The sequence below is a fragment of the Acinetobacter sedimenti genome (assembly GCF_022601685.1).
In the GTDB taxonomy this organism is placed as follows: Bacteria; Pseudomonadota; Gammaproteobacteria; order Pseudomonadales; family Moraxellaceae; genus Acinetobacter; species Acinetobacter sedimenti.
Map to the genome: position 1 here is coordinate 43915 of NZ_JAKUML010000013.1, position 23389 is coordinate 67303.

Sequence of the window (23389 nt, forward strand, 5' to 3'; positions counted from 1 at the left end):
TACTGCAATGTGATGTGCGCAATAACAAATCAAGCTTTACGCTTTGTTATAAATCAGTTACATCAACAAAAAGACATGCTAAATTGTTTTTTAATAGAACATGAAAATATTGAATAAATGACGAATCCAAATACGCCAAATCATTTTAATAAAAGCAACGACGCCTTGCACACACAGCATGCGCAGACGACTTCGCTATTTCGTTTTCCTGATGCCATTTGGGCGAGAATATTACTGATTATTTTTGCGATTCTTTTTCTAGGGCAGTTGGTCTTTGGCGGCGAGGCGGATATTTTATGGTGGTTGGCACTACTTGGGAGTGTGATTCTTGCTTGTAATGCCTATGAAAATCAAAATATGCAAATCAAACAATTACAGCAAAGTACCTTTCAACTTCAACAGCAAGTCGATCGCCTATCACAAGGTCAAATTCACGGTTCAAATTCAGCAATTCAAGTCGATGTGCAACGAGATGCAAGCATAGAAGAAAGTAAAGAAGTCGTCGCAGAAACAAATAGTTTTCCTGAGCAGGTTTCGCCGTCCTTTCAAAATGAAAGTATTGTTGGGCACAGCGATTTAAAAAATCAGAATACTGAAAATATTTCGACCGAATTATCTACTACTGATTCTGCGACATCGGATTCAACGCCAGCATGGATGAATGCCAACACTACGCAAACGACTGAAGATTTGCATAGTGATCATTTATCAAATCCATCTGAAAAGGTTTCACCGTCAAATACGCTTAAACACGATGAACTGAAAACCATGACGTCAATGTGGGATGCTACATTGAATTGGTTTAAAGGTGGCAACAGTATCGTGCGTATCGCCGTGGTGATTTTGTTGATTGGCGTGGTGTTGTTATTGCGCTTCGCCAGTGAGTATTGGCAATTGACCATATCTGCGAAAATGGCAGGGATTGGTGCATGTGCTATTGCGTTGACAGGACTTGGTTACTTCTTGCGTCAACGTCGTTTTGATTATGCGATTAGCTTACAAGGTCTAGGACTTGGCGTTTTATTTCTCGTATTATTTTCCAGTTTCCATCTGGGTGTGATTCAATCCGTCACATTATCCTATGTCGCATTGATCGCCATACTCGCCACGACCTTATGGCTTGCAATACGACAAAATGCGTTGATTTTGGCATTTATCGCTTTAGGCAGTGGATTTATTGCGCCGTTTATTCTCAATACAGGCAGTAATAATATTCCTGCGCTGATGGCATATTTCTTTGTGTTAAACCTTGCATTGGCGATCATCGCCTACTTTAAACCGTGGCGGATTCTCAATACTCTAGGCTTACTAATCACCTTTGGTTTGGGTGGTTTTGCCATTTGGAGCAAAGCCGAAGATACGCAGGCATTCCAGATTGCTTGTTGGGTATGGGCAATTTTTGCGATCTATCTATTTATCTCAATTCGCTATAGCCAACACATTGTCGCCCTAAAAACCCAGTTCAAAGACATTCCCTATATAGATACCTCGCTGATTTTCGCTACGCCATTTATGGCATTTAGCCTTTATGCAGGCTTGGTGTCATCAGATGGTTATGCGCTGTCGATTGCCAGTGCAGTCTTGGCAAGTGTCTATTTGGTTTTAGCCTATATCTTGCATCAAAAAGCCAAGCAATTATTGATCTTAACCCAGTGTTTTTATGGCTTAGGTTTTGTATTTTTGGCGTTGATTTTACCGTTTGCTTTTGATGCCTATTGGAGTAGTGTCGGTTGGGCAATTCATGGTTTGGTCATGCTGTGGCTTGGTTGGCGCTATGCGATCGTCAATGCACGATATTTCGGTGTGGCGCTGTTACTGGCGAGTGGCGTGGCGACTTTGTATGTGGTGCTATTTAATAATCAAAGTGCGCTGTTTGCAGGATGCTTGTTGATGGCGAGCTATGCGATTGCAACGTATTTATTATTGCATCCTAAAGCGGAAACGGATCATCAAACTGATACTTCAAATCCAACTGCTTTGGCAAGTATCTGTGGCATGACATTGTTGCTTTTGTCCTTGATCCTTGCACCTGTAAATTATTTTTATGCGATGGATGAGTTCTACGGACTTGATCTTGAGTGGATTAGCTTGCCGTTATTGCTTTGGACATTTGTACTTTATCTTGGGTATGGTTTTTTTGCCAAATCTCAAACACATTTTCTATGGAAAATCAGTGCTTTTATCGTCTTGGCGATTACGGCGTTTGAAACCCTCATTGGCAATGTCGGATATGAGCTCGAAGGAAAATCTTATCTTGCAATGACCTATCACGGAGGCTATGAATGGTACGCATTGATGGGCTCGGCAATATTGTGTCTTATTATTTTTGCGATGTTAATTCGTGATACTGTCTTTAAAAATAAAAGTATTACATCGTCAGAATCCTCAAATTCACATTTCTTAAATGCTACTGTACAGATTTATACCGCTGTCGCTGTGTTGATGTTGGCGATACTGGGCGGTGCTTTTGCCAATGAAAATAGCTACGTGGCGATGCTTGCAGTGCTACCGATCATTACCTTTGTACTGAGCTATTTTGTAAAAAAATGGCATCACTGGCAAAGTCTGTGGGTAGGCAATTTCGCAGTGATAGCAGTGCTGTGGTATTGGCTCGTTACTGTGAGCTTTGCCAAAGATGGTGCTTGGTCGCTACCGTTTGTTCCAGTACTTAATCCAATTGATTTGGTGAGTATTATTGTATTTGTGATACTGACTTTTGCTTTAAAACCGTATTTGCTGAGCGCATCACGTGCATGGCAGTTCGCCTCTGCAAGTGTGTTGCTAGGTACAGGGATAATATTGGTGAGCAGTTTGCTACTTCGTGTGCTCACGCATTATGCAGGTTTGCCATATTGGCTCGATGGTGCATGGCAAAATGGCACGGTGCAGGCGAGTTTAACCATTCTGTGGACGTTGATTGCGTTGATTCTGACTACGCTTGCCAGTCGTCAGTCATGGCGCTATATCTGGATGCTCGGTATTGCGGTGCTCGGTTTGGTGATCTTTAAATTGATCTTCCTTGATCTGTCGCAAAGTCAGACTTTGACTCGGATTATTTCCTTTATTGGTAGTGGTTTGATCATGCTAGTGATTGGCTATTTTTCACCGTTGCCACCGACCAATAAGCGGTTGGGGGAGTGATGGTGTTTCTAATTTTCCGTATTTAAAGTCGTATATGAAGTGAAATAGGAGTATTTGCATGGCAATACAAGCCGTGAGTTTGGAGAAATCGTATCGCTTATTAAATCATGGTGCGACTGTATTGGTTTCTGCCAAACATGGTGACGTTGAGAATGTGATGGCAGCATCTTGGGCGTGCGCTTTGGAATTTTCTCCAGCTAAAGTTACCGTAGTGCTTGATAAGTCTACATTTACACGTGCACTGGTTGAGCAAAGTGAATGGTTTGCCTTACAAGTGCCTATCGCACATCAAGCACAGATGGTCGTTGATGTAGGTACAGACAGCATGCACGATTTTCCTGACAAATTACAAAGATATGGTGTGAAGCTTTTTTATCAAAATGATTATCCGATCCCATTGGTTGAAGGTTGTGCGGGATGGTTGGTGTGTAAACTCATTGCCGAGCCACATAATCAACAAGTGCATGACTTATTTATTGGTGACGTGGTGGCTGCTTGGGCAGACGATCGTATTTTTAAAGATGGACATTGGCACTTTGATGAAGCGCCGAACGAATTAAAGACCTTGCATTATGTGGCGGGTGGACAGTTTTATCTGACAGGTGCAGGGCTAAAAGTGAATAAAGGACCGTAAACAATACAGTACCCTACTTAACACTCAATATTTGTCGAGTTAAAATATTGTGGGTTAAAACATCGTATTGTCATTGGCAGGGGGTTCAGATACATCTTTGATGACGTCCCAATACTCGACAATTTTTCCATTTTCAACACGGAAAATTTCCACCACCGCTTGCCTACGATCATCTTCGCTATTTTCTGGTAGTGCTTGTATCTTTTGCTTTTACTGCTCAGGCTCAATCTTCGTCTGTTTCGTCAAACGAGGATGATTCAAATCATTACGAGCCACGACATCAGCATCATTACCGTCGATTTCATCTCTATTGCCACTAAGCGTCGGCTCAATTAAACCCATTTTCGGGATTGGAATCTCGATATTATTGTCAATAAAGCCGTTACGGACACGTTCCTGAATCTCATCATGCACTTGGATGTAATACTGTTGTTTCGTCCAAACCGTAAACAATAGTTCAATGGTCGATTCACGAAATGCAGTTACTGCGACTTGCGGACGTGGTTCATCCAGTACCAACGAGTAAGCATCGGCAACATCTATCAACACTTGGCGGACTTTGACGATATCCTCATGGAAGTTGATAAATAAAGTGATCGGAATCCGTCGAATAGGGAATTTTGATAAGTTAAATACAGGTGTTCTAATGAGTTGCTCATTCGGCAAACGAATAAAAATATTATCCAAAGTCAGGAGTTTGACCGAAAGTAAATCAATTGAGATCACTTGACCTTCGATAGTATGACCACGAATCATGGTCACTTGAATGGTATCGCCAACCTCGAACGAACCTTCACCGATCAAGAATAAACCACTAATCAAGTTCGACGCAGAAGTCTGTGAGGCGAAACCCAATGCAACCGTTAAAATCCCCGCTGCACCCAAGAATACGCTCAGTTTAAAGCCTGCTTCACGCAAGCTTGCGATCATAAATAGCAAGAAAATAAAATAGAAAATCCCACGTCGCCAAATCAATTTTTGATGTTGATTCAATCGCTTACCAATAGTTGCAGTAAAGCCATTACTAATGATACGTGCGACAAAAAAACCGAGTACGATAAAGATCAAGGCAAAAATCATATCTTGGAAGCGATCTGAACTCAGCCCAGAGAGAAAGCCTTTGAGCGTATTATTAAGTTCTTCGACGATTTGAAGTTCTGCCATGCAAAATTCCTAAATTCTCTTATTCCCAAATTCTGTTTCTAAAGTTTAGCAAAGCCATACAGATCTTGGCTGTTAAAACATGGATTCAAACATATTGCTAATAAAGCTTGCACTATCTGAACGTGCAGGTTGAATAAATGAAACTTGTTCAGCCATTGGCGGTGTACGTGATTCGATGCGAATGCGTGGCGGTTTATCCACTTCATTTTGATAGACTTTGATTTCCGAAGTCCATAGCCGTCCTGTACTTTCACTATAGAGCAGAGGAAGCGATGGTGCAGGAACATTAATTCGTTCAAGACGCATCTGTTGATGACTATCATTATAGAAGTGAATTGGTGTCACGGCACGAAATGGATTAATGCTCATTTCTGCGAGATTGGTCGTACCGTCAACTTGCGTGGCGTAGCACATTTGACCTTCTTGATAGTTCATCCCGAACCAAGTGTCTTTGGTTTGAAAAACAGGGAAATCGAAAATCGGCGCTTTTTGATTTTCAACAATACCTGCCAGCCATAATGGTGTACTGATAAATAAAGTTGCACGCTGTCCCGCAGGAATGTGGATCGGCTGAACAGGTTTAATCACCACGCCACGATCGGCAAGGCGAGGCATCAGAAAGAATTTTTCCTTACTGCGATTAAACATAAAACGCTCAAACTTACTTGGTTGAGGTAGTTGCGTTTCTTCGTCTAGCCTTACCCAATCTTTTCGCATTTCGGTATGTTTGTGCAGGCGATGATATTCCACAAGCCAATCTTTTTCACGGCGAAATAGACGAAAATACAGTGGTCCAAGTCGCCACGCATGCGATTGATTGAGTTGGAATTTATATTCTCCCCACCATGTCTTCGACTCAGGATAGAGAGCAGTATTTTCTGCGTCTTCAGTCATATCAAAATAGTTACATTCACAATGCTATTCAAATTACACAAAGATTGATTGTACAAACTTGTCACAATATCAAGGATAGCCTTTCATCTTATATCATACTTGAAGTAAACTGCTGTTTGTATTCATATGATTTTTGAAAAATAGAAATTTTGAGACGAGCAAGATGCTAAGACAAATACAAATACCCTATAGCTTTGCCAAACGACATGGTGTGTTGTTGAAATATGATGGTGATCATGCGCAGATTATCCGTTGCCAAAATACGCCGATAGAGGCGTTGCAAGAAGCCCGTCGCTATTTAGGGCAATCGGCTACACATCAGATCGTCACCGCACAAGATTTCCAAAAAATGCTCAGTGCCGCATTCGCAGGCGATACTGGCGAATCGCAACAAGTCGCAGCAGGTTTAGAAGATCATCCTGATTTGCTCAGCCTAGCCGATCAAGTGCCTGAAACAGAAGATTTGATGGATCAAGAAGATGATGCGCCAATCATTCGCTTGATTAATGCCTTATTGTCCGAAGCGATTCGTGTTAATGCGTCGGATATTCACATTGAAGTCTTTGAAAAACGTCTCTCCGTGCGTTTGCGTGTTGATGGACAACTTCGTGAAATCGTCCAGCCACGGCGTGAGCTTGCACCGTTACTTGTTTCTCGTATTAAAGTCATGGCAAAACTGGATATTGCAGAAAAACGTGTTCCGCAAGATGGTCGTATCTCGCTACGTCTTGCAGGGCGTGAAGTCGATGTGCGTGTATCGACTTTGCCATCGTCACATGGTGAGCGTGTGGTGATGCGTCTTTTGGACAAGCAAGCAGGGCGTTTGAATATGACCCATCTGGGCTTGATGCCAAGCGACTATGAACGTCTGAGCTATTTGGTGCATCGTCCACATGGCATTATCCTGGTCACTGGTCCTACAGGTTCGGGGAAAACCACGACTTTATACGCAGCACTTTCAGACTTGAATGACAATACTCGAAATATCCTCACTGCCGAAGACCCGATCGAATATCAGCTTGAAGGGATTGGACAAACTCAGGTGAATACAAAGGTTGACATGACCTTTGCACGTGCGCTGAAAGCGATGCTCCGCCAAGATCCTGATGTGGTGATGGTCGGTGAGATTCGTGATTTAGAAACGGCTGAAATTGCCGTGCAAGCATCACTCACAGGTCACTTAGTCCTTTCCACACTACATACCAATACAGCGATCGGTGCGGTCACTCGATTGAAAGATATGGGCATTGAGCCATTTCTATTGTCTAGCTCGTTAATCGGTGTGGTGGCACAGCGTTTGGTGCGTACTTTATGTTCGCAATGCGTGACTTGGGCGCCTGCCGATGAGTTTGAACGTCAGCTATTCTCAGGTGTAACTACCGATAGCGAGTTGAAACTTCCGCATCCAGTCGGTTGTGATCAATGTAATCAGTCAGGATTTACAGGGCGTACAGCGATCTATGAGGTCGTACCTGTCGATGAGCAAATGCGCCGTTTGATTCATGGTAATGCGCCTGAGTTTGAGCTTGAGCAATATGCTCGAAAGCAAGCGCAGTCGATCCGTCAAGATGGTTTGCAAAAAGTATTGGCAGGGAAGACCACGGTGGAAGAAGTCTTGCGAGTAACGCAAGAGGAGTAATGTGATCTACGAGATTGAATAGAGGTAAGGAGGAAGTATCATCAATCTCGGAAATAAAAACTTTATTTTGAAATTGCATCAAATGAAATACATGGAAAACTAGTACCTTTAAGAATATTTGTAAATGAAAAAATTATCGTTACTTTGGATTCTTCAACATACATGCCAAGCTTTAAAAATAGCCTAATATCTTTATTAATAGTTTCTTATTATTTTCGAAAAATCTTAAATGAAGAAGACTTTTTCGAGAATCTAAAAAGATCTATCGATACAGGTGATAATTTTATGATTACTTTTGAAGAAACATTTTATGATTATGTGAAACGAATAATCAGAAATGATCAGAGAGTATTTTTTATGGTATATCCATAAAAATCATTTTTTTGAGTATCCTGAGAATGAGCTGAAAGGTGTAAATATTCAAAGTGTAACTATGGCTGATGTGCGTGAAACCTTAAATGCCTTAATTAAATGGTGTGAAAATTATATGTGTATAAGCTATGAGGTGGTTTAGATTTTAAATCGTTTTAACATTTTGAAGCTGTATTTCTGTGAGTAATCCCTGCATTTAGTTTAGTATTAGGCGGAATCAATTCTCAGACTTCCGATACAAACCTGCATAGATAATCCCCATCTTACTATCTTTAATCTGTTGCCAAGTCTTTGGTAGATTTAAATTTTCAAGCGGTCGATCTGCCTCTACATAGATCAAAGCATTTTCATTCAGCTTTTCATTTGCAAGTTGTGAGAGTTCTTCCCAAAGATCTAGGGAATAGGGCGGATCAAGAAACAACACATCAAATGATTCATTGATTTTTGCTAAAGCCTGTTGCGCCGTTGAAGCATAGACTTTGGCATTCTCGATATTGAGTAAAGTAAGATTCTGCTTTAGAAATTTTACTTGTTCTAAGTTTGGCTCGATCATGTGTACAGACTTTGCACCACGTGATAATGCTTCAAAAGATAACGCACCAGAGCCAGCACAGAGGTCAAGTACATTTGCGCCTTCGATATCCCACATTAACCAGTTGAATAATGTTTCACGTAAACGATCGGGTGTCGGACGTAAGCCCTCAATATTTGCAAAAGCGAGCTGACGACGCTTGTGTACACCACCAATGATACGAAGCTGATTTTTCATCTGAATTTTCATCTAATCTTTTATCTAGTGTGCCGTGATGGTACGAGGTATCGGTTGCGTCGCGTTGGAAGTGCCCGCCGATTGAGCCACTACTGTGTTTGTATTCTCTTGTGTACTATCGGTTGGTAGCTCACCTGGTTTGATACCTGCAGTCATCAGTCCAGCATTAATATGGACATTAGCAGGAATAATCGGCTCTTTCTCACGTTTTAAAAGCCAATAATCCATCAACGGACGAGCAAGCTGTGCTGCTGAACCACCGTGTTTACCATTTTCCCATACTACTGCTACAGCGATTTTTGGATCATCCGCAGGTGCGAAGCCGACGAAGAGTCCGTGATCACGTTGACGCTCTTTTAAAGCGGCTTCATTGTAGCTTTTACCTTGTGCAATACTGACAACTTGAGCTGTTCCAGTTTTCCCTGCGATGCTGTAGTTATAGCTTTTGATACCACGACCAGTACCACTTTGGATCACTGCTTCCATCGCATGGTGCATTTTTTCCCAGTCTTCGCGTGTACCACTAAAGTTAATTTTGCCATTGGTACCATTGTGTATTTCCAGGACTTTTTCACCTTTGGTTTCACGCAACACATGCGGTTTGACATGCTGTCCGTAGTTTGCGGTGATTGCCGTTGCCATCGCAAGCTGTAGTGGTGAAGCGGTAAATGCACCTTGTCCGATACTTACCGAGATAGTTTCACCACGTGACCATGCTTTGCCACGAGTTCGCATTTTCCACTCAGGTGAAGGGTAGAGTCCTGAATTTTCACTTGGCAGGTCGATACCTGTCTTTGCGCCAAAGCCAAATTGGGTCATCCAGTCGTGCATACGATTGATACCCATTTGATAGGCAAGGATGTAGAAGAAAGTGTCACAAGAGATCGCAATAGATTTGGTGATATCTACGACGCCATGACCTGACTTTCTCCAGTCACGAAAGCGATGGCTATCACCCGGTAGATGGAAGTATCCCGGATCAGAAATTCGTGTGTTCCAATCAATGATTTTGTAGTGTAATCCGCCCATCGCAGCCATCGGTTTGATGGTCGATCCGGGTGGGTAGACACCTTGCACAGCACGGTTATACAGCGGTTGATCTGGATTGTCGCTCAGCGCTCGGTAATCTGTATGGCTAATCCCAGTCACGAATAGATTTGGGTTAAAGCTTGGGCTCGACACTAGTGCGAGGATTTCCCCAGTATTTGGATCCATCGCAACGATTGCACCACGTTTATCGAGCATCTGCTCAGCGGCAACCATTTGCAAGCCATAATCCAAAGACAGATATAAGTCATTACCACGAGTCGCTTCAGTACGTCCGAGATGACGTAGTACATTGCTGTGCGCATCAGCTTCGACCGACTCATGACCGGGTAAACCGTGTAGCAAATCTTCATAAGATTTTTCTACGCCGATTTTGCCGATTAAGTTTGTCCCTGCATAGAGCTCTTTGTCGATGCTTTTTAGTTCACGATCGTTAATGCGACCAACATAGCCAATCACATGTGCAAACAAGTCGCCATGTGGATAGTAGCGAGTCATTTGGGTTTCGATACGCACACCGGGGAATTCTTGTTTTAACTCACTAAACTTGGCAATGTCTGTTTCGGTCAGATTGAGTTTGAGTGTTAAGACTTCTGTTTTGCGAGCTGTTTTGGCACGTTTTCCAAATTGCTCAATATCTTCAGGGCTTAAGCTTAATACAGGAGTAAGGCGACGGATCGTTGCATCCACATCTTCAATGTCAGCACGACTAATCACGGCAGAAAATACTGGATAATTATCAGCGAGCAAAATCCCATTACGATCGTAAATAAAGCCACGAGCAGGCGGAAGAGCTTGCAAACGGATACGGTTATTGTCGGATTCAGTTTGAAAATGCTCATGCTGTTGTAATTGCAAATAGCCATAACGTGCCATCAACACCATAAAAAAGAAAGCCACAACAGCCACAGCAAAAAAGATGCGATGACGGAAAATTTTCTGTTCGAGTTGTTGGTTTTTGATCGGTGTTGGGTGTTTGGACTTAGGCATGATAAATCAGAATATAGCTACATGCGTATTCTAACCAATTGTGCAAACAGGGTATAGCGTTTTTGAGTGGTTCTAGTGCCAAGCTGTTCTAATGCCTAGCTGTTCTAACGCTTGGCTTAATCATTAAATTTGCAAAATGAAATTTTGATAGAACACGATTATGCACCACATATAAAAAAAGCACAGCAATTGCGCTGTGCTTTCTATCCGAAGAATTTTTCAAATTAAGACTCGATGTTTGGTGCATCTACATCTTCTACTGCTTCGGCATCAGGTTGTTCCATATCAGCAGGTGTTGCTTGTGGTGCAACAGCTGGCATTGCTGGCGGTGCAGATTGCAGGATTGGTGGCGCTACTTCTACAGGTGGTGCAGAGATTGGTTGCGGTGCAGACTGATTTTCCTGCATTTGTAATGGCGTACTCACTGGTGCAGGCGCGTTCGCAGGTGGCATTGGTGGTTGAAATTTTAACTTACCATCATCCGCAGGCTGACATGTACCATTATAAATCACACCTTTGTAAGCATAAGTCACAGGTGTACCTTCAGATTTGCTCTTACAGACAGAAATTTGTTTTTTCTCGTGTGCATCTGCTGCATGGACGACGCCAAAAGCTGACATACACAAAGCTGATACAGATAATGCTTTCATTAAATTATTCATTATTCACTTCCTCTTTTTAATGCAGTGAAACTGCCAAATCATCTTAAAGTTGATTTACTTCAACCATATTACTGCTAAGCGTTTCATTGTTAATTGGTTTTTATGAAGCTTCGTGCAACAGTTTGTCAAAATATGTAATGTGCTCGTGAAGAAACGCACAAAAATGTTGAGAAAAGTAGACGTCGGTTGTGCATTTTTTTGCTTCGGTTTTTTTGTTATAATATTGCGTCCTATTTTCTTGGTATGTTCTAGCCATGCACTATCCTAAAGTTTACGATGTCATTGTTATCGGTGGCGGTCACGCAGGTACTGAAGCGGCGCTTGCTGCGGCACGTATGGGGCGACAGACTTTGTTGCTGACGCACAATATCGAAACTTTGGGGCAGATGAGCTGTAATCCAGCGATTGGTGGTATTGGCAAGTCACACCTTGTTCGTGAGATTGATGCGCTTGGCGGTGCAATGGCGTTGGCGGCGGATAAAGGCGGCATTCAATTCCGTATCTTAAACTCTCGTAAAGGTGCTGCGGTACGTGCAACACGTGCGCAAGCCGATCGTGTGCGCTATAAAGCTGCCATTCGTCATACTCTAGAAAATCAAGCGAATCTTGATATCTTTCAACAAGCCGCTGATGATCTGATTGTTGAAGGCGATACCGTCAAAGGCGTCGTCACGCAGATGGGCGTGCGCTTTGTATGTAAAACGGTGGTGCTGACTACAGGCACATTCTTGGGTGGTGTAATTCATATTGGACTGGAAAAATCTAGCGGTGGTCGTGCAGGTGATCCGCCGTCGATTGCGCTGGCTAATCGTTTACGTGAATTAAATCTTCCCGTTGGTCGCTTAAAAACAGGTACACCACCACGTATTGATGCACGCTCAGTTGATTTCTCAGTGATGACGGCACAGCCGGGTGATTTTCCTTCGCCGACCATGTCATTCATGGGTGATGTGTCGATGCACCCTGAACAGGTCAATTGCTATATCACCCATACCAATGAAAAAACCCATGACATTATTCGCACTGGCTTAGACCGCTCGCCGATGTACACAGGGGTGATTGAAGGGGTTGGACCTCGCTACTGTCCGTCGATTGAAGATAAGATTCATCGTTTTGCCGATAAAGATTCACATCAAGTCTTTATCGAGCCCGAAGGCTTGGATACCCATGAGTTGTATCCAAATGGCATTTCGACTTCACTGCCTTTTGATGTGCAATTTGAATTGGTACGTTCGATCAAAGGTATGGAAAATGCGCATATTCTGCGCCCAGGCTATGCTATCGAATATGATTACTTCAATCCGCAAGCCTTAAAATTCACCTTAGAAACCAAAGCCATCAATAATCTTTACTTTGCAGGTCAGATCAACGGCACTACAGGTTATGAAGAGGCGGGTGCACAAGGTCTACTTGCAGGTTTGAACGCCGCACGACGTGCATGGGATCAAGAACAATGGACACCAAAACGTGACGAAGCCTATATTGGTGTATTGGTCGATGACTTAATTACATTGGGTACAAAGGAACCGTACCGTATGTTTACTTCACGTGCTGAATATCGCTTGATGCTCCGTGAAGATAATGCTGATCAACGCCTCACACCAATTGGTCGTGAGCTTGGCTTAGTTGATGATGCACGTTGGAATGCCTACTGTGAAAAAATGGAAGCTGTAGAAAGTGAAACAGCACGTTTACAACATCTATGGGCTGCGCCAAACAATCCAATGGGGAAGAAATTTGTCGAAATGACAGGTGCAGATTTATCTAAAGAATGTTCTGCGATAGATTTGCTGAAACGTCCAAATATTAACTTTGCCCAAATTGCCGAGCTTACAGATTCAGAAGTGTCTGCACAAGTTGGTGATCAGATCGAAATTGCCGTGAAATATCAAGGTTATATCAATCGTCAGCATGAAGATGTGGCGCAGATGAAACGCTTGGAAGAAACGCAAATTCCAAGTGATTTTGATTATGACATCGTGTCAGGTCTATCTCGTGAGATCACGCAAAAGCTCAATACGGTACGTCCTGAAACCTTAGCTCAAGCGGGTCGTATTCCGGGTGTTACGCCTGCGGCAGTACAATTGGTGATGATTACAATTCGTAAAAATGCCATGACTAAAAAGTCGGCATAATTGCTAGCGTAAAAACATTTTGAAATTGTTTTTAAAAATTTCATGACAAATTAAGGAAATAGAGATGAAAAAGGCCTTCATTGCAGTAGTAGCATTATCAATGAGCTTAGCGGCTTGTACGACAACGACTGGCACTTCAACTTCAGGAAATACATCGACAACGGGTACAGCAGTAAATATTGGTGCGAATATTTTTAAAGTGGCGGTGGATAATCAATGCCGTACCGAGCTGAATAGCAATAACGCATGGCGTGCGATCGCTTTGACCATGACAGCAGAACAACAAACTGCGATGGAAAATAAAATCTGTGGTTGTGTCAGTGAAAAAGCACCGCAAAATGTAACTGCTGTAGATTTGGCGACGGCGGCGATAGATCAAAATGCACGTGCACAGATCGTTGCCAATACAGTGGCGAAGACGTTGACGGCGTGCTACTCAGAGTTTGTGAAGAAATAAAATCTGAACACTGTAAATCTAAAAGGCGAAATATCATTGATGATGTATTTCGCTTTTTTTATTGCAATTATTTCATTTCAAATCTAAGTTGTAAGAGAAAAACATGAGACAAATTCAATTGATTGCAGGGGTTGATGAGGCAGGGCGTGGACCTTTGATTGGCTCTGTGGTCGCTGCAGCGGTCATTTTAGATCACAGTAAGCCGATTGAGGGATTGAATGATTCCAAAAAACTCACTGCAAAAAAACGTGAGAAGCTCTTTGAAGAAATTCAACAAAAGGCATTGGCATGGTCGATCGCCGAAGCAAACCATGAAGAGATTGATGCGATCAATATTCTGCAAGCGACGATGCTTGCGATGCAACGTGCAGTTGCAGGGTTAAAGGTACAAGCGGATTTGGTACGTGTAGATGGCAATCGTTGTCCTGATGTAAGCTTGCCGTGTGAAGCTGTAATCGGTGGTGATGCTTTGCATCAGGAGATTAGTGCAGCCAGTATCTTGGCAAAAGTGGCACGAGATCGCCAGATGCAGGAACTCGATGCCGAATATCCTGCGTATGGTTTTGCAAAACATAATGGTTATCCCACCAAAGCGCATATGGAGGCAATCGAAGTACATGGTGTCTTAGCACAGCACCGCCGTAGTTATAAGCCGATACGCTTAATCTTGGAACAGTGATGGATGATTCTAATTTTTTAAGCTGTTTTAAAATTGCAACGCTGTGACAAGATAATCAACCTATACGATATTTTAAAATTGCATAATAATTATCTTAGGATGTTTGCTACATCTGTACTATATCTATGCGACATCGAATAAAATTGCACTGTATTGATCACTTAAATATTTAGGAATCATCATGAACACTTTGCCTGGCTTGTTTATTTCACATGGTTCGCCGATGCTCGCCATTGAAGCGGGACAGGTCGGTCCTGCACTTGAGCGGATCCGTTTCAATTTACCAAAGCCTGAAGCAATCGTAGTCTTGTCAGCACATTGGGAAGATGATGCACTCGAAGTTAGCACGGCAGTGCGCCCGAAAACGTGGCATGATTTTCGTGGCTTTCCTGAAGAGCTGTATAAAATCCAATATCCTGCTGCTGGAGATCCAGTGCTTGCAGAAGAAATCATTTCGTTACTGCAACAAGCTGGCTTTGATGCGCATGCCAATGCGATGCGTCCACGTGATCATGGGGTATGGATGCCTTTGTTGCATATGTATCCTGATGCAGATGTTCCAGTTATTCAATTGTCATTACCCCGCTTTTATACCGCAAAACAGCTGTATGACATGGGGCAGGCTTTGGCAGTGCTTCGTGAACATCAAGTCTTACTCATAGGCTCAGGCAGTATTACCCATAATCTTGCAGAGTTGAGTTGGTCGGATGATGCTGAGGTGCCTGAATGGGCGAGTGAATTTCGCAATACCGTAGCGCAGTATTTGCAATCAGGTGACTATGAATCTGTTTTGGATTGGAAAAATTTACCGCATCTACGCCGAAATCATCCAACGATTGAGCATTTTGCGCCTTTATTTTTTGCGATGGGAACAGGGTCGAGAATGAGTTTGGTGCATTCCAGTTTTAGTATGGGCGCATTAGGCATGGATATTTATCGTTTCGATTGAGTGTGTCAAAGAACTTTAATCTGCTAATGCGTTAACCTCTCTTGAAGTACGATGTGTACACCTTCGTTCGGTTGCCTTGTATCAGAAACTTGTATCAGAATAGGTTTCTTCGACTATTTCCATTCGTTTAGCGTATGAGTTCAGAAAAAGCATGCAAGCTCAGTTTGTGAAAAGATTACATAATGTTTCAGCTTTTAAACAATCCTTGCAAGTTTGTCCTTCAATTTTCGCTATGCTAGTGCCATTAAAATTTTGAGGGAATTCGACATGAAACAGCGTTTCATTTTCTCCGCGTTGGCATTGACATTAGCAACAGCATTAACTGCATGTCAGTCTACGTCGCAAACGGCGACCGAAGCGAACAATAACAACTCATCAATGCAGGGGGCGCAGATGATGCAAACCAAAGCACAAATGTTGCAATCCTACGTGTGGACGTATCAAACGACCAATATGCCAAGTGCGATTATTCTGAAATTTCAAGATGGGCGTGTTGGTATAGATGCAGGTTGTAATGGCATGGGCATAGATATACAAGTCGATGATCAAGTGATCAAAGCGGGCAATGTCATGAGCACGATGAAAGCCTGTGAACCATCTGTCATGAAGCAAGAGCAAATGGCAGGAAAGCTATTTGCAAATCGAGATGTGCCGTATGAGTTAGATTTGGCAAATTTGAACAAACCAGTTTTGATTTTAACGACGACAGAAGGTCAGAAACTCCGCTTTACAGGTGAGCCAAACGCAGAAATGAAATATAAAGGTGAGGCTGAGATTCAATTTTTAGAAATTGCACCTGAAACAAAAACTTGTGTAGGCGTTGCGCCGATGCAATGTCTGCAAGTTCGTGAAATCAAATATGATGATGGTAAAAAAGTAGCAGTCGGTGAGTGGTCGAACTTTTATGGTGAGATCGAAGGTTATCAGCATCAACAAGGCATTCGAAATATCGTCCGTGTAAAACGCTTTACACGTACCAATCCAGCGGCAGATCAGTCGAAATATGCCTATGTGCATGATTTAACAGTCGAAGCAGAGCAAGTGAAATAAATGAGTTTCACACTGTCAATTTATGACGTATTAAAAAAGCCAAATCATTTGATTTGGCTTTTTATTTTGTGAAGATGTTAAATCTTATCTTGAAGCTCTAAAGCACGTTGATATAAGGCTTTTTTCTTCAGCCCAGTCAGATCAGCAGCAAGCTGTGAAGCTGCTTTAATACTTAAATCCTGTAAAAGACGAGTGAGGAGCTGATCGACTTTTTGCTGTTCTAGATCGACTTCATTTGGATTGCCTGCGATAACTAAGACCATTTCACCTTTTTGTTGATGATGATCCGCTTTGACCCATTCGAGTAACTCACCAACAGGTTTTTGCACGATGGTTTCAAAAGTTTTGGTGATTTCACGTGCAAAACCAATGCGACGATCAGCTCCGAAAATCGTTTGAATATCACTTAGACAATCGACGATACGATGTGGTGCTTCATAGATGATCAAGGTTTCACTATGATCTTTGAGTTGTTCGAGTTGTCCTTGGCGTTGACTGGCTTTAGATGGCAAAAAACCAACGAATAAAAAGCGATCACTTGGTAAACCAACACTCGATAGTGCGGCAATCGCTGCACAAGCACCAGGAATAGGTGTCACCCGAACGCCTGCTTGCTGTGCCGCACGAACGAGTCGAAATCCTGGATCGCTAATCAGTGGTGTGCCTGCATCGCTAATTAATGCGATATTTTCACCATTTTGTAACTTTTCAATCATTGAATTGATCTTGTGATCTTCATTATGATCATGAACAGCAGTCAATGGTGTCGTGATGTTATAATGCTTGAGTAGCGGAGCTGACTGCCTCGTATCTTCCGCTGCGATGAGAGAAACAGATTTAAGAACGTTGATGGCACGGTAAGTCATGTCATCTAAGTGCCCAATCGGGGTGGCGACGACGAATAATTGAGCACTCATACAGGAAAACTCCATGTTTAAGAAAAATTTTGGCAAATATGCCGCTGTGCTGACAACCAATCTTGCCATGTTGTCAGGTGTGATGATCACCACTGTGGCGCATGCAGAGATTTTGGTTATTCTACCCGAAACTGGCCCGATGGCGAGTGCAAGTGACAGTATTAAACGTGGCTTGGTTCAAGCCAATCATAATGCGAATGAAAAATATAAGTTTCACTTTGTCGATGTGTATAAAAAAGACATCTCTAAGATACTCAAACAACATGTGGGTAAATCGACGCAACTGGTGATCGGTCCACTCGATAAGAACAATGTTGAGGAGCTTGTATTTAGCAAACCGAAAATTCAAACTTTGGCACTTAATCAAATTGATAAGCAGACGAAATCTGTTTTTCAATTTGCCTTGTCCAAAGATGAAGATGCACAGGCATTGACCAAGCGTATGCAATGGGATGGCGTTGATCAGCTCGTGGTATTACGTGACCCAAACAGTATTGAGCAAACGCAAAGTTTTTATGATGCGATGCAAAAACTTTGGGGTGACAAAATGCAGGTGCAAACTAAGCTTGATCTAAAGAGTAAATTGCCATTTTTCAATCGTGATAAGCAAGGCGTGCTCTTACTCGGTTCGGGTAAGTGGTTGAGCCAACAAAATCATTTGCCGAAGAAAAATATTTATACGCTACCGTATGCGATCGAAGAAAAATTTCGAATTGCCAAAGGTATGGTGTACTGCGACACGCCAGCGATTTATACGCATCAATGGGCTGACGTGATCGAAGCTTATAAACAAAAACCTGTGGTGATTCCGTATCAACGCTTGATTGCATTTGGTGCAGATGCATGGCAAATCAGTGATGAATTGTTGAAGCGTAAAGGTAATCAGACGATTCAATTTCAAGGACGCACTGGTCAGATACGTATCGTGGATTCGATCTTGTCGAGATCACCGCAATGCTTCCAATCGCAAGGCGATAAGCAAAAAGTGCTATAACTTCCTAAGCTTATCCCTTATTTATTTTTTTCTTTAAAGTTGAATTAAATTTTCAATGCGTGATCACACCCATAAAATAAATGCGAAAACAATGAATGCGAAAACAGTGCAAAAATTCATCGGACAATGGGCTGAAGACTACGCATTAGAGTATTTGCAAACTCAAAACTTGCAATTGATACAGCGGAATTTTTATAGTCGTTATGGTGAGATTGATTTGATCATGCAAGATGGAAACTGTCTGTGTTTTATCGAAGTGCGGGCGAGAGCAGAAACAAGTTGGACATCTGCTGAGGAAAGTGTCGATCTCCGCAAACAGGAGAAAACGATTCAGACGGCTCAGTGCTTCTTGCAAAAATATGCAGAATTTGAACACGTAGACTGTCGTTTTGATGTGTTCGCATTGCGTTATCCCGAATCTGTCATTGAAAAAATACGACGACAGGCGAATATTCAAAATGATCATGCTGATGACAAAAAGTTACTGCAATCCGATGTGCAATTGGCTAGATTAGACAAGGAATCTAAGCAAATCATTATGGCTAAAAATGCAGTCATTGACACAACAATCGATCATGAGATGAATGTCGAAAATGTGCAAGTAAATTGGATTCAACAGGCATATTTAAGTTAGTATGTTTTAAAATATATTTTGATTTATCAGTCGTTTTTTTGGCTGTAAATTCTACAGTTATACATTGTGTTGTAAGAATAGTACGCGAAGGAGTTTTCGGTGAAAGTAATAACCATTTTGGCTTTAACAGTAGCGATGGGACTAGGCAGTGGATGTGCGTCATTTATCGCAAGTAATACTTCGGACACGGTCGGTACTTTGTCTGGTGAGCGAAGTATTGGTCAAGTGGTGATTGATAAGTCGATTGAACGCACAGCGAAGATCAACATGTACAAGCTTGATCCACGCTTTAAACAATCTCGTGTCAATATCAATAGCTTTCACAGTAGTGTACTGTTAACTGGTCAAGTGCCTGATGCGCATTTGAAACAATTGGCAGAAGACAATCTCAAAGCGATGAGCGATGTCAAAACGATTCATAATTTCATCACTGTGGGCAACCAAGCAAGCTATAGCACGATTATGCAAGATTTAGCTGTTACGGCAAATACCAAAGGTTTGATTGTTCGTGCACCTGTGATCAGTGATAGTAAAGTTTTGGTTCATACCGAAGATGCGGTGCTCTATGTCATGGGACGTTTGAATCAATCAGAATCTGCCGATTTGCAACAAGTCCTACAGAATGTAGGTAATGTCACCAAGATCGTGACACTCATTGATCCGCTTGAGTTGACTGCGAATCAGCAAAGTTTAAGTTCTTCGAATAGCTATGGCAGTAATGGCGCAACTACAAATGGTGTTCAGGCTGTCGGTGTTGGTCTTGGTGCAGCAACAATGCCTTTGGCAGAAGATCCAACGCCAGTAGCGATAGACCCAAATGAAGCGGAGCCAACCACGCAACCTGTGGGCACAGAGCCTTAAGTTGTGTTAAAGCGATTAAAATCACTCAGGATTAAAGAGTTCACGTTAAAAGAGCTAGTTACATTGCAATGGCTACCAAAATGGCGTTGGTATGACCTGCCGAACTATGTGCTGAATCAGCTCACAGTCGGGGATCATGCGATCTGTCACGAGGATTTGTCTTATGCAGAGTCAGCACGACAAAGGTTAGACTTGTATGTGCCACATCAGCCGAGAGCTGATCGTGCCGTGATCTTATTTGTGCATGGCGGCTCATGGCAACATGGTAACAAACAAGATTATCGCTTTCTTGCACAAAGCTTGGCGCAGTCAGGCTTTTTTGTAGCCTGCATGAATTATCGACTTGCGCCTGAGCATATTTATCCTGATTTTGTGGAAGATACGATCCTCGCAACGAATTGGTTGTTAGACCATTCTCAGTCGGCAGAATATAGCTATAACGCAGATAAGCTGATTTTGATGGGGCATTCGGCGGGTGCATTTAATATTTCAGCTGCGCTATATCATCCTGATCTTCACGTGAAAATTGAGCGAGAAGATGTGATTCATGCGCTTATCGGTATAGCAGGTCCATATAGCTTTGAGCATCGTGGTGATCCGATTGCACAGTTTGCCTTACCGCAAGATATTGCACCTGAGCAATTGATGCCGAATTATTTTGTTCAGCCAAATCAGATTAAACACTTATTGATTGTTGCAGGGAATGATACCCTCGTTGAGGATAGTAATACTGAAAAAATGGCTCAAAGCCTGAAAAATATTGGCAATCACGTCAAAGTTAAGCGAATAGCTCGGACACGCCATGTCAATGTCATTGCAACTTTGGCTGAGAAGTTTTCACGATTTTTCCCAACTAAACAGCTTATTCTTGATTTTATTGAAGATTAAAGCATTGAATTTGTTACGATTCAGATTGGATTTTAGTGATAGTATCCATGATCATTTGATGTGCAATACTTCCTTGAATTGGAATCACTGGTAAAGCATCTATCGCAAAGAATCCCGCATCGGCGATTTCATCTTCTTGTAAATTGAGTTCGCCACTTTCATATTCAGCGGAAAATGCGATCATTAAATTGGATGGAAATGGCCACGGTTGGCTTGATAAGTATTGAATATTCTTTAATCGGATGCCAATTTCTTCCAAAGTCTCTCTCGCCACAGCGTGTTCAAGCGTCTCGCCAACTTCAACAAAGCCTGCAATCAGACCATACATGTCATTTTTTGCATGAACTGACTTCGCCAATAAAATCTCATCACCACGACGAATGATCGTAATAATACACGGTTGAACCCGAGGATATTGATAGTAATGACAACTTTGACAAACCATTGCCAATTGGGTGTCATGAGGCTGTGTTGCGGAACCGCAACGACTACAATAGCGGTGATTGTTACGCCATTCTAGCAGCTGTTTTGCACGAGAAGCTTGTTCAAATTCGGTCTTTGACCATCGCATGATCAGTTCACGTATCGGTACAAGATGAAAGCCATCTGGAATATCTGTTGCTTGAGAGATATTTCTGACGATGACTTGATTGGCGATATGGTCGAGGAACAGTTCATTTTGAGTTGCTTCAAGTGTTGGCAACTCAAAATGATCGTTAACGACTAATTGCTGATCGCAAAATAAATAAGCGGGTTGACTTGTCATGGTGTTCCTTAAGCGACCGCTTGCTCAAGCGCCGTGATACTTTTTAAGCCAATTTGCATTGGGCGAGCGAGAATCGGTTGATTTTGTTGAAGCTGCTCAAAGTAATATTCTGCACTTGCGATTGACTGTGCAAGTAACTTCAGCTGAGCAGGATCTAAGCTCTTTTGTTGAGTCGTGATTTGATCGACTAATTGTCCAGCTTTTTGCAAGATTTTATGCCCATCATCTGACTCTAAGAATAACAAAGCACCAGACACTTCACGCAAGATATCAGCAACACCTGTGAGTTGCTCATTATCTTGAGTTTGTTGATATTGAACAATTTGCTCACTGACTTTTGTTAAAGAAATACGTGCTTCATCACATACAGCCATTTGCGCTTCTTCGATTTTATCGAGCGTGATTTGAGTATTATTGAATTTTAATTTTAAGCGAGCAGGGGTGTAATTACGCTCTAAGATTTGCAAAGAGTTGGTGGCGAATAACAAACTGCTCATGACATCATTGGCGTGTTTGTCACTGCTCAGATTTTCATTTGCTTCGATCTGATCTGCTTGACTACGAAGCTTTGCAGCAGAATCAGTGAGATTGATGACCTGGAAAATATTTACAGCTTCACGTAGGCTTGCAATGATTTCCTGACGCTCATTGTCTTGCTGAATATATTGTCCTGTTTCGATGCGATTGCTAATGCCTTTGATTTGACCGTTCAATAGCTCAACCACTGTTTGAATGGTATCCAAATCAGGGCCATAAAGCTGACGACTGAGCACTTGCATCTGATCGTCACTCAACACTTCATCATGTACATTGAGTTGTTCACGAAGCTGCTGTGCAAGCTGACTTTCTTGACTCATACAAAGCACAAGAATATCGGCATAATCCTGTTGAGTCGGGCTAAACTGCGCATCATTCAAGAAAGCATGGCTTTGCTGTTCGATCTGAACGAGGACACGCAATCGTGTTTCAGTCAAAATGATTTGATCTAAATCTCTAAGCGCAATATGAACTAAACGCCAATATTGCTCAGATGGTGTACCCGTTGCAATTGAAGATAAATAGTTACCGCACAATGATAAGGCTTGGAAGTCCAAATCTGTTTCTTGCATTTTTAATAGATTTAAAAGACTTAGCTTGTAAAGGCGTTGTACATATTTGCTTTTTGGTAAATCCGCAGGGGCATCTAAGGCAACATTTGGATGGACCGTTTCTAAAAATGGTGTGAGGAAAACTCCTTCACGTGTCAAAGTTAGCTGTAGACTTGCTTCAAGTTTATTGATCGTTGGTAATAAAAACTGAGGCGCTAAAGTTTCACGAACACATAAGAAGTCCAAATAGCGTTTCGTCACGTTAGTGGCTTCACTTATCGCTTCTACACGTGCTTGATCAACTTGTCCTGCTTGAGTGTCTTCAATAATTTTTTTCATCACTTTTGCAGTGAGTTCGGTGAGTTGACCAAGCTGTGGTTGTTCGACTAAGCGTAGGACGTGTGCACACTGCTCAAGATTTGTGAGTGCATCGTCTAGTCCAAATGGTGCGCTACCATCTTCTAATAAAGCACTTACCCCGTTTTCAACATGTTTGATGCTTTGATCAATTTCCTTACGAACGATTAGCAAAGATGTCGGATCAAAATGTGATGAAGATTGAAATGACATAGGTTTAGACCTTTCCTTAGTTTGTGTGCTTCAGTTATATACTGCAGTTTATATATTTCGTTTGACGACAATCGTTTTTAACAATTGAT

General features: G+C 42.1%; 20 protein-coding genes. 12 read left to right on the top strand and 8 right to left on the bottom strand.

The genetic code is table 11. The annotated features are described in order from the left end of the window. Positions 1–117 precede the first annotated feature (117 nt). Complete coding sequence (locus MKI79_RS08935; RefSeq protein WP_241572317.1) at positions 118–3141, top strand: DUF2339 domain-containing protein; 3024 nt, start codon at positions 118–120, stop codon at positions 3139–3141. Between the two features lie 58 nt (positions 3142–3199). Beyond that, on the top strand, positions 3200–3775 hold the full coding sequence (locus MKI79_RS08940; protein WP_241572320.1) for a flavin reductase family protein: 576 nt from the start codon (positions 3200–3202) through the stop codon (positions 3773–3775). A 210-nt stretch (positions 3776–3985) separates the two neighbouring features. Here MKI79_RS08940 and MKI79_RS08945 read toward each other — a convergent pair whose 3' ends face one another. Both MKI79_RS08945 and MKI79_RS08950 read right to left on the bottom strand, forming a co-directional pair. Then, on the bottom strand, positions 3986–4939 hold the full coding sequence (locus MKI79_RS08945) for a mechanosensitive ion channel family protein (protein ID WP_241572323.1): 954 nt from the start codon (positions 4937–4939) through the stop codon (positions 3986–3988). A 72-nt stretch (positions 4940–5011) separates the two neighbouring features. Next, the gene (locus tag MKI79_RS08950; RefSeq protein WP_241572325.1) at positions 5012–5833 is read right to left on the bottom strand and encodes a hypothetical protein; all 822 of its coding nucleotides are present in this window, start codon (positions 5831–5833) and stop codon (positions 5012–5014) included. 163 nt (positions 5834–5996) lie between these two features. Between MKI79_RS08950 and gspE the strand changes: the two genes are divergently transcribed. After that, positions 5997–7472, top strand: coding sequence for a type II secretion system ATPase GspE (gspE, locus tag MKI79_RS08955; protein ID WP_241572328.1), 1476 nt, complete (start codon positions 5997–5999; stop codon positions 7470–7472). Positions 7473–8061: 589 nt separating this feature from the next. On the opposite strand, the gene rsmD is transcribed toward gspE, so the two are convergent. From rsmD to MKI79_RS08970, 3 genes are all read right to left on the bottom strand, one after another. Beyond that, a complete protein-coding gene (gene rsmD, locus MKI79_RS08960; RefSeq protein WP_241572331.1) occupies positions 8062–8613 on the bottom strand; it encodes a 16S rRNA (guanine(966)-N(2))-methyltransferase RsmD in 552 nt (183 codons plus the stop codon). 24 nt (positions 8614–8637) lie between these two features. Next, a complete protein-coding gene (mrdA, locus tag MKI79_RS08965) occupies positions 8638–10650 on the bottom strand; it encodes a penicillin-binding protein 2 (protein WP_241572335.1) in 2013 nt (670 codons plus the stop codon). Between the two features lie 224 nt (positions 10651–10874). Continuing rightward, entirely contained in the window at positions 10875–11312 is a 438-nt protein-coding gene (locus tag MKI79_RS08970) for a hypothetical protein (protein ID WP_241572338.1), read from the bottom strand. 254 nt (positions 11313–11566) lie between these two features. Here MKI79_RS08970 and mnmG point away from each other — a divergent pair, with 254 nt between their 5' ends. The 5 genes from mnmG (at position 11567) to MKI79_RS08995 (ending at position 16582) form a co-directional block, all read left to right on the top strand. After that, positions 11567–13447: a tRNA uridine-5-carboxymethylaminomethyl(34) synthesis enzyme MnmG gene (gene mnmG / locus MKI79_RS08975; protein WP_241572341.1), complete on the top strand. Its 1881-nt coding sequence runs from the start codon at positions 11567–11569 to the stop codon at positions 13445–13447. 64 nt (positions 13448–13511) lie between these two features. Continuing rightward, positions 13512–13904, top strand: coding sequence for a hypothetical protein (locus tag MKI79_RS08980; protein ID WP_241572344.1), 393 nt, complete (start codon positions 13512–13514; stop codon positions 13902–13904). A 103-nt stretch (positions 13905–14007) separates the two neighbouring features. After that, entirely contained in the window at positions 14008–14583 is a 576-nt protein-coding gene (gene rnhB, locus MKI79_RS08985; RefSeq protein WP_241572345.1) for a ribonuclease HII, read from the top strand. 175 nt (positions 14584–14758) lie between these two features. After that, complete coding sequence (locus MKI79_RS08990) at positions 14759–15532, top strand: DODA-type extradiol aromatic ring-opening family dioxygenase (protein WP_241572393.1); 774 nt, start codon at positions 14759–14761, stop codon at positions 15530–15532. 267 nt (positions 15533–15799) lie between these two features. Further along, the gene (locus MKI79_RS08995) at positions 15800–16582 is read left to right on the top strand and encodes a DUF4377 domain-containing protein (RefSeq protein ID WP_241572348.1); all 783 of its coding nucleotides are present in this window, start codon (positions 15800–15802) and stop codon (positions 16580–16582) included. 77 nt (positions 16583–16659) lie between these two features. Here the strand turns inward: MKI79_RS08995 and rsmI are convergent, their stop codons facing one another. After that, positions 16660–17499: a 16S rRNA (cytidine(1402)-2'-O)-methyltransferase gene (gene rsmI, locus MKI79_RS09000; protein WP_241572349.1), complete on the bottom strand. Its 840-nt coding sequence runs from the start codon at positions 17497–17499 to the stop codon at positions 16660–16662. A gap of 13 nt (positions 17500–17512) precedes the next feature. On the opposite strand from rsmI, the gene MKI79_RS09005 reads away from it, so the two are divergent. The 4 genes from MKI79_RS09005 (at position 17513) to MKI79_RS09020 (ending at position 20876) form a co-directional block, all read left to right on the top strand. Beyond that, positions 17513–18493 carry a penicillin-binding protein activator gene (locus MKI79_RS09005; protein ID WP_241572352.1) on the top strand — a complete coding sequence of 327 codons (981 nt, stop codon included), beginning with the start codon at positions 17513–17515 and terminating at the stop codon, positions 18491–18493. Between the two features lie 91 nt (positions 18494–18584). Continuing rightward, positions 18585–19127 carry a YraN family protein gene (locus MKI79_RS09010; RefSeq protein WP_241572356.1) on the top strand — a complete coding sequence of 181 codons (543 nt, stop codon included), beginning with the start codon at positions 18585–18587 and terminating at the stop codon, positions 19125–19127. A 135-nt stretch (positions 19128–19262) separates the two neighbouring features. Continuing rightward, entirely contained in the window at positions 19263–19988 is a 726-nt protein-coding gene (locus MKI79_RS09015) for a BON domain-containing protein (protein WP_241572396.1), read from the top strand. A 63-nt stretch (positions 19989–20051) separates the two neighbouring features. Then, complete coding sequence (locus MKI79_RS09020) at positions 20052–20876, top strand: alpha/beta hydrolase (protein WP_241572360.1); 825 nt, start codon at positions 20052–20054, stop codon at positions 20874–20876. Positions 20877–20889: 13 nt separating this feature from the next. Here MKI79_RS09020 and nudC read toward each other — a convergent pair whose 3' ends face one another. Together nudC and MKI79_RS09030 are read right to left on the bottom strand one after the other, a co-directional pair. Continuing rightward, the gene (nudC, locus tag MKI79_RS09025; protein WP_241572363.1) at positions 20890–21642 is read right to left on the bottom strand and encodes an NAD(+) diphosphatase; all 753 of its coding nucleotides are present in this window, start codon (positions 21640–21642) and stop codon (positions 20890–20892) included. 8 nt (positions 21643–21650) lie between these two features. Continuing rightward, positions 21651–23300 (bottom strand): chemotaxis protein, encoded by a 1650-nt coding sequence (locus MKI79_RS09030; protein ID WP_241572365.1) that lies wholly within the window; start codon positions 23298–23300, stop codon positions 21651–21653. Positions 23301–23389 lie beyond the last annotated feature (89 nt).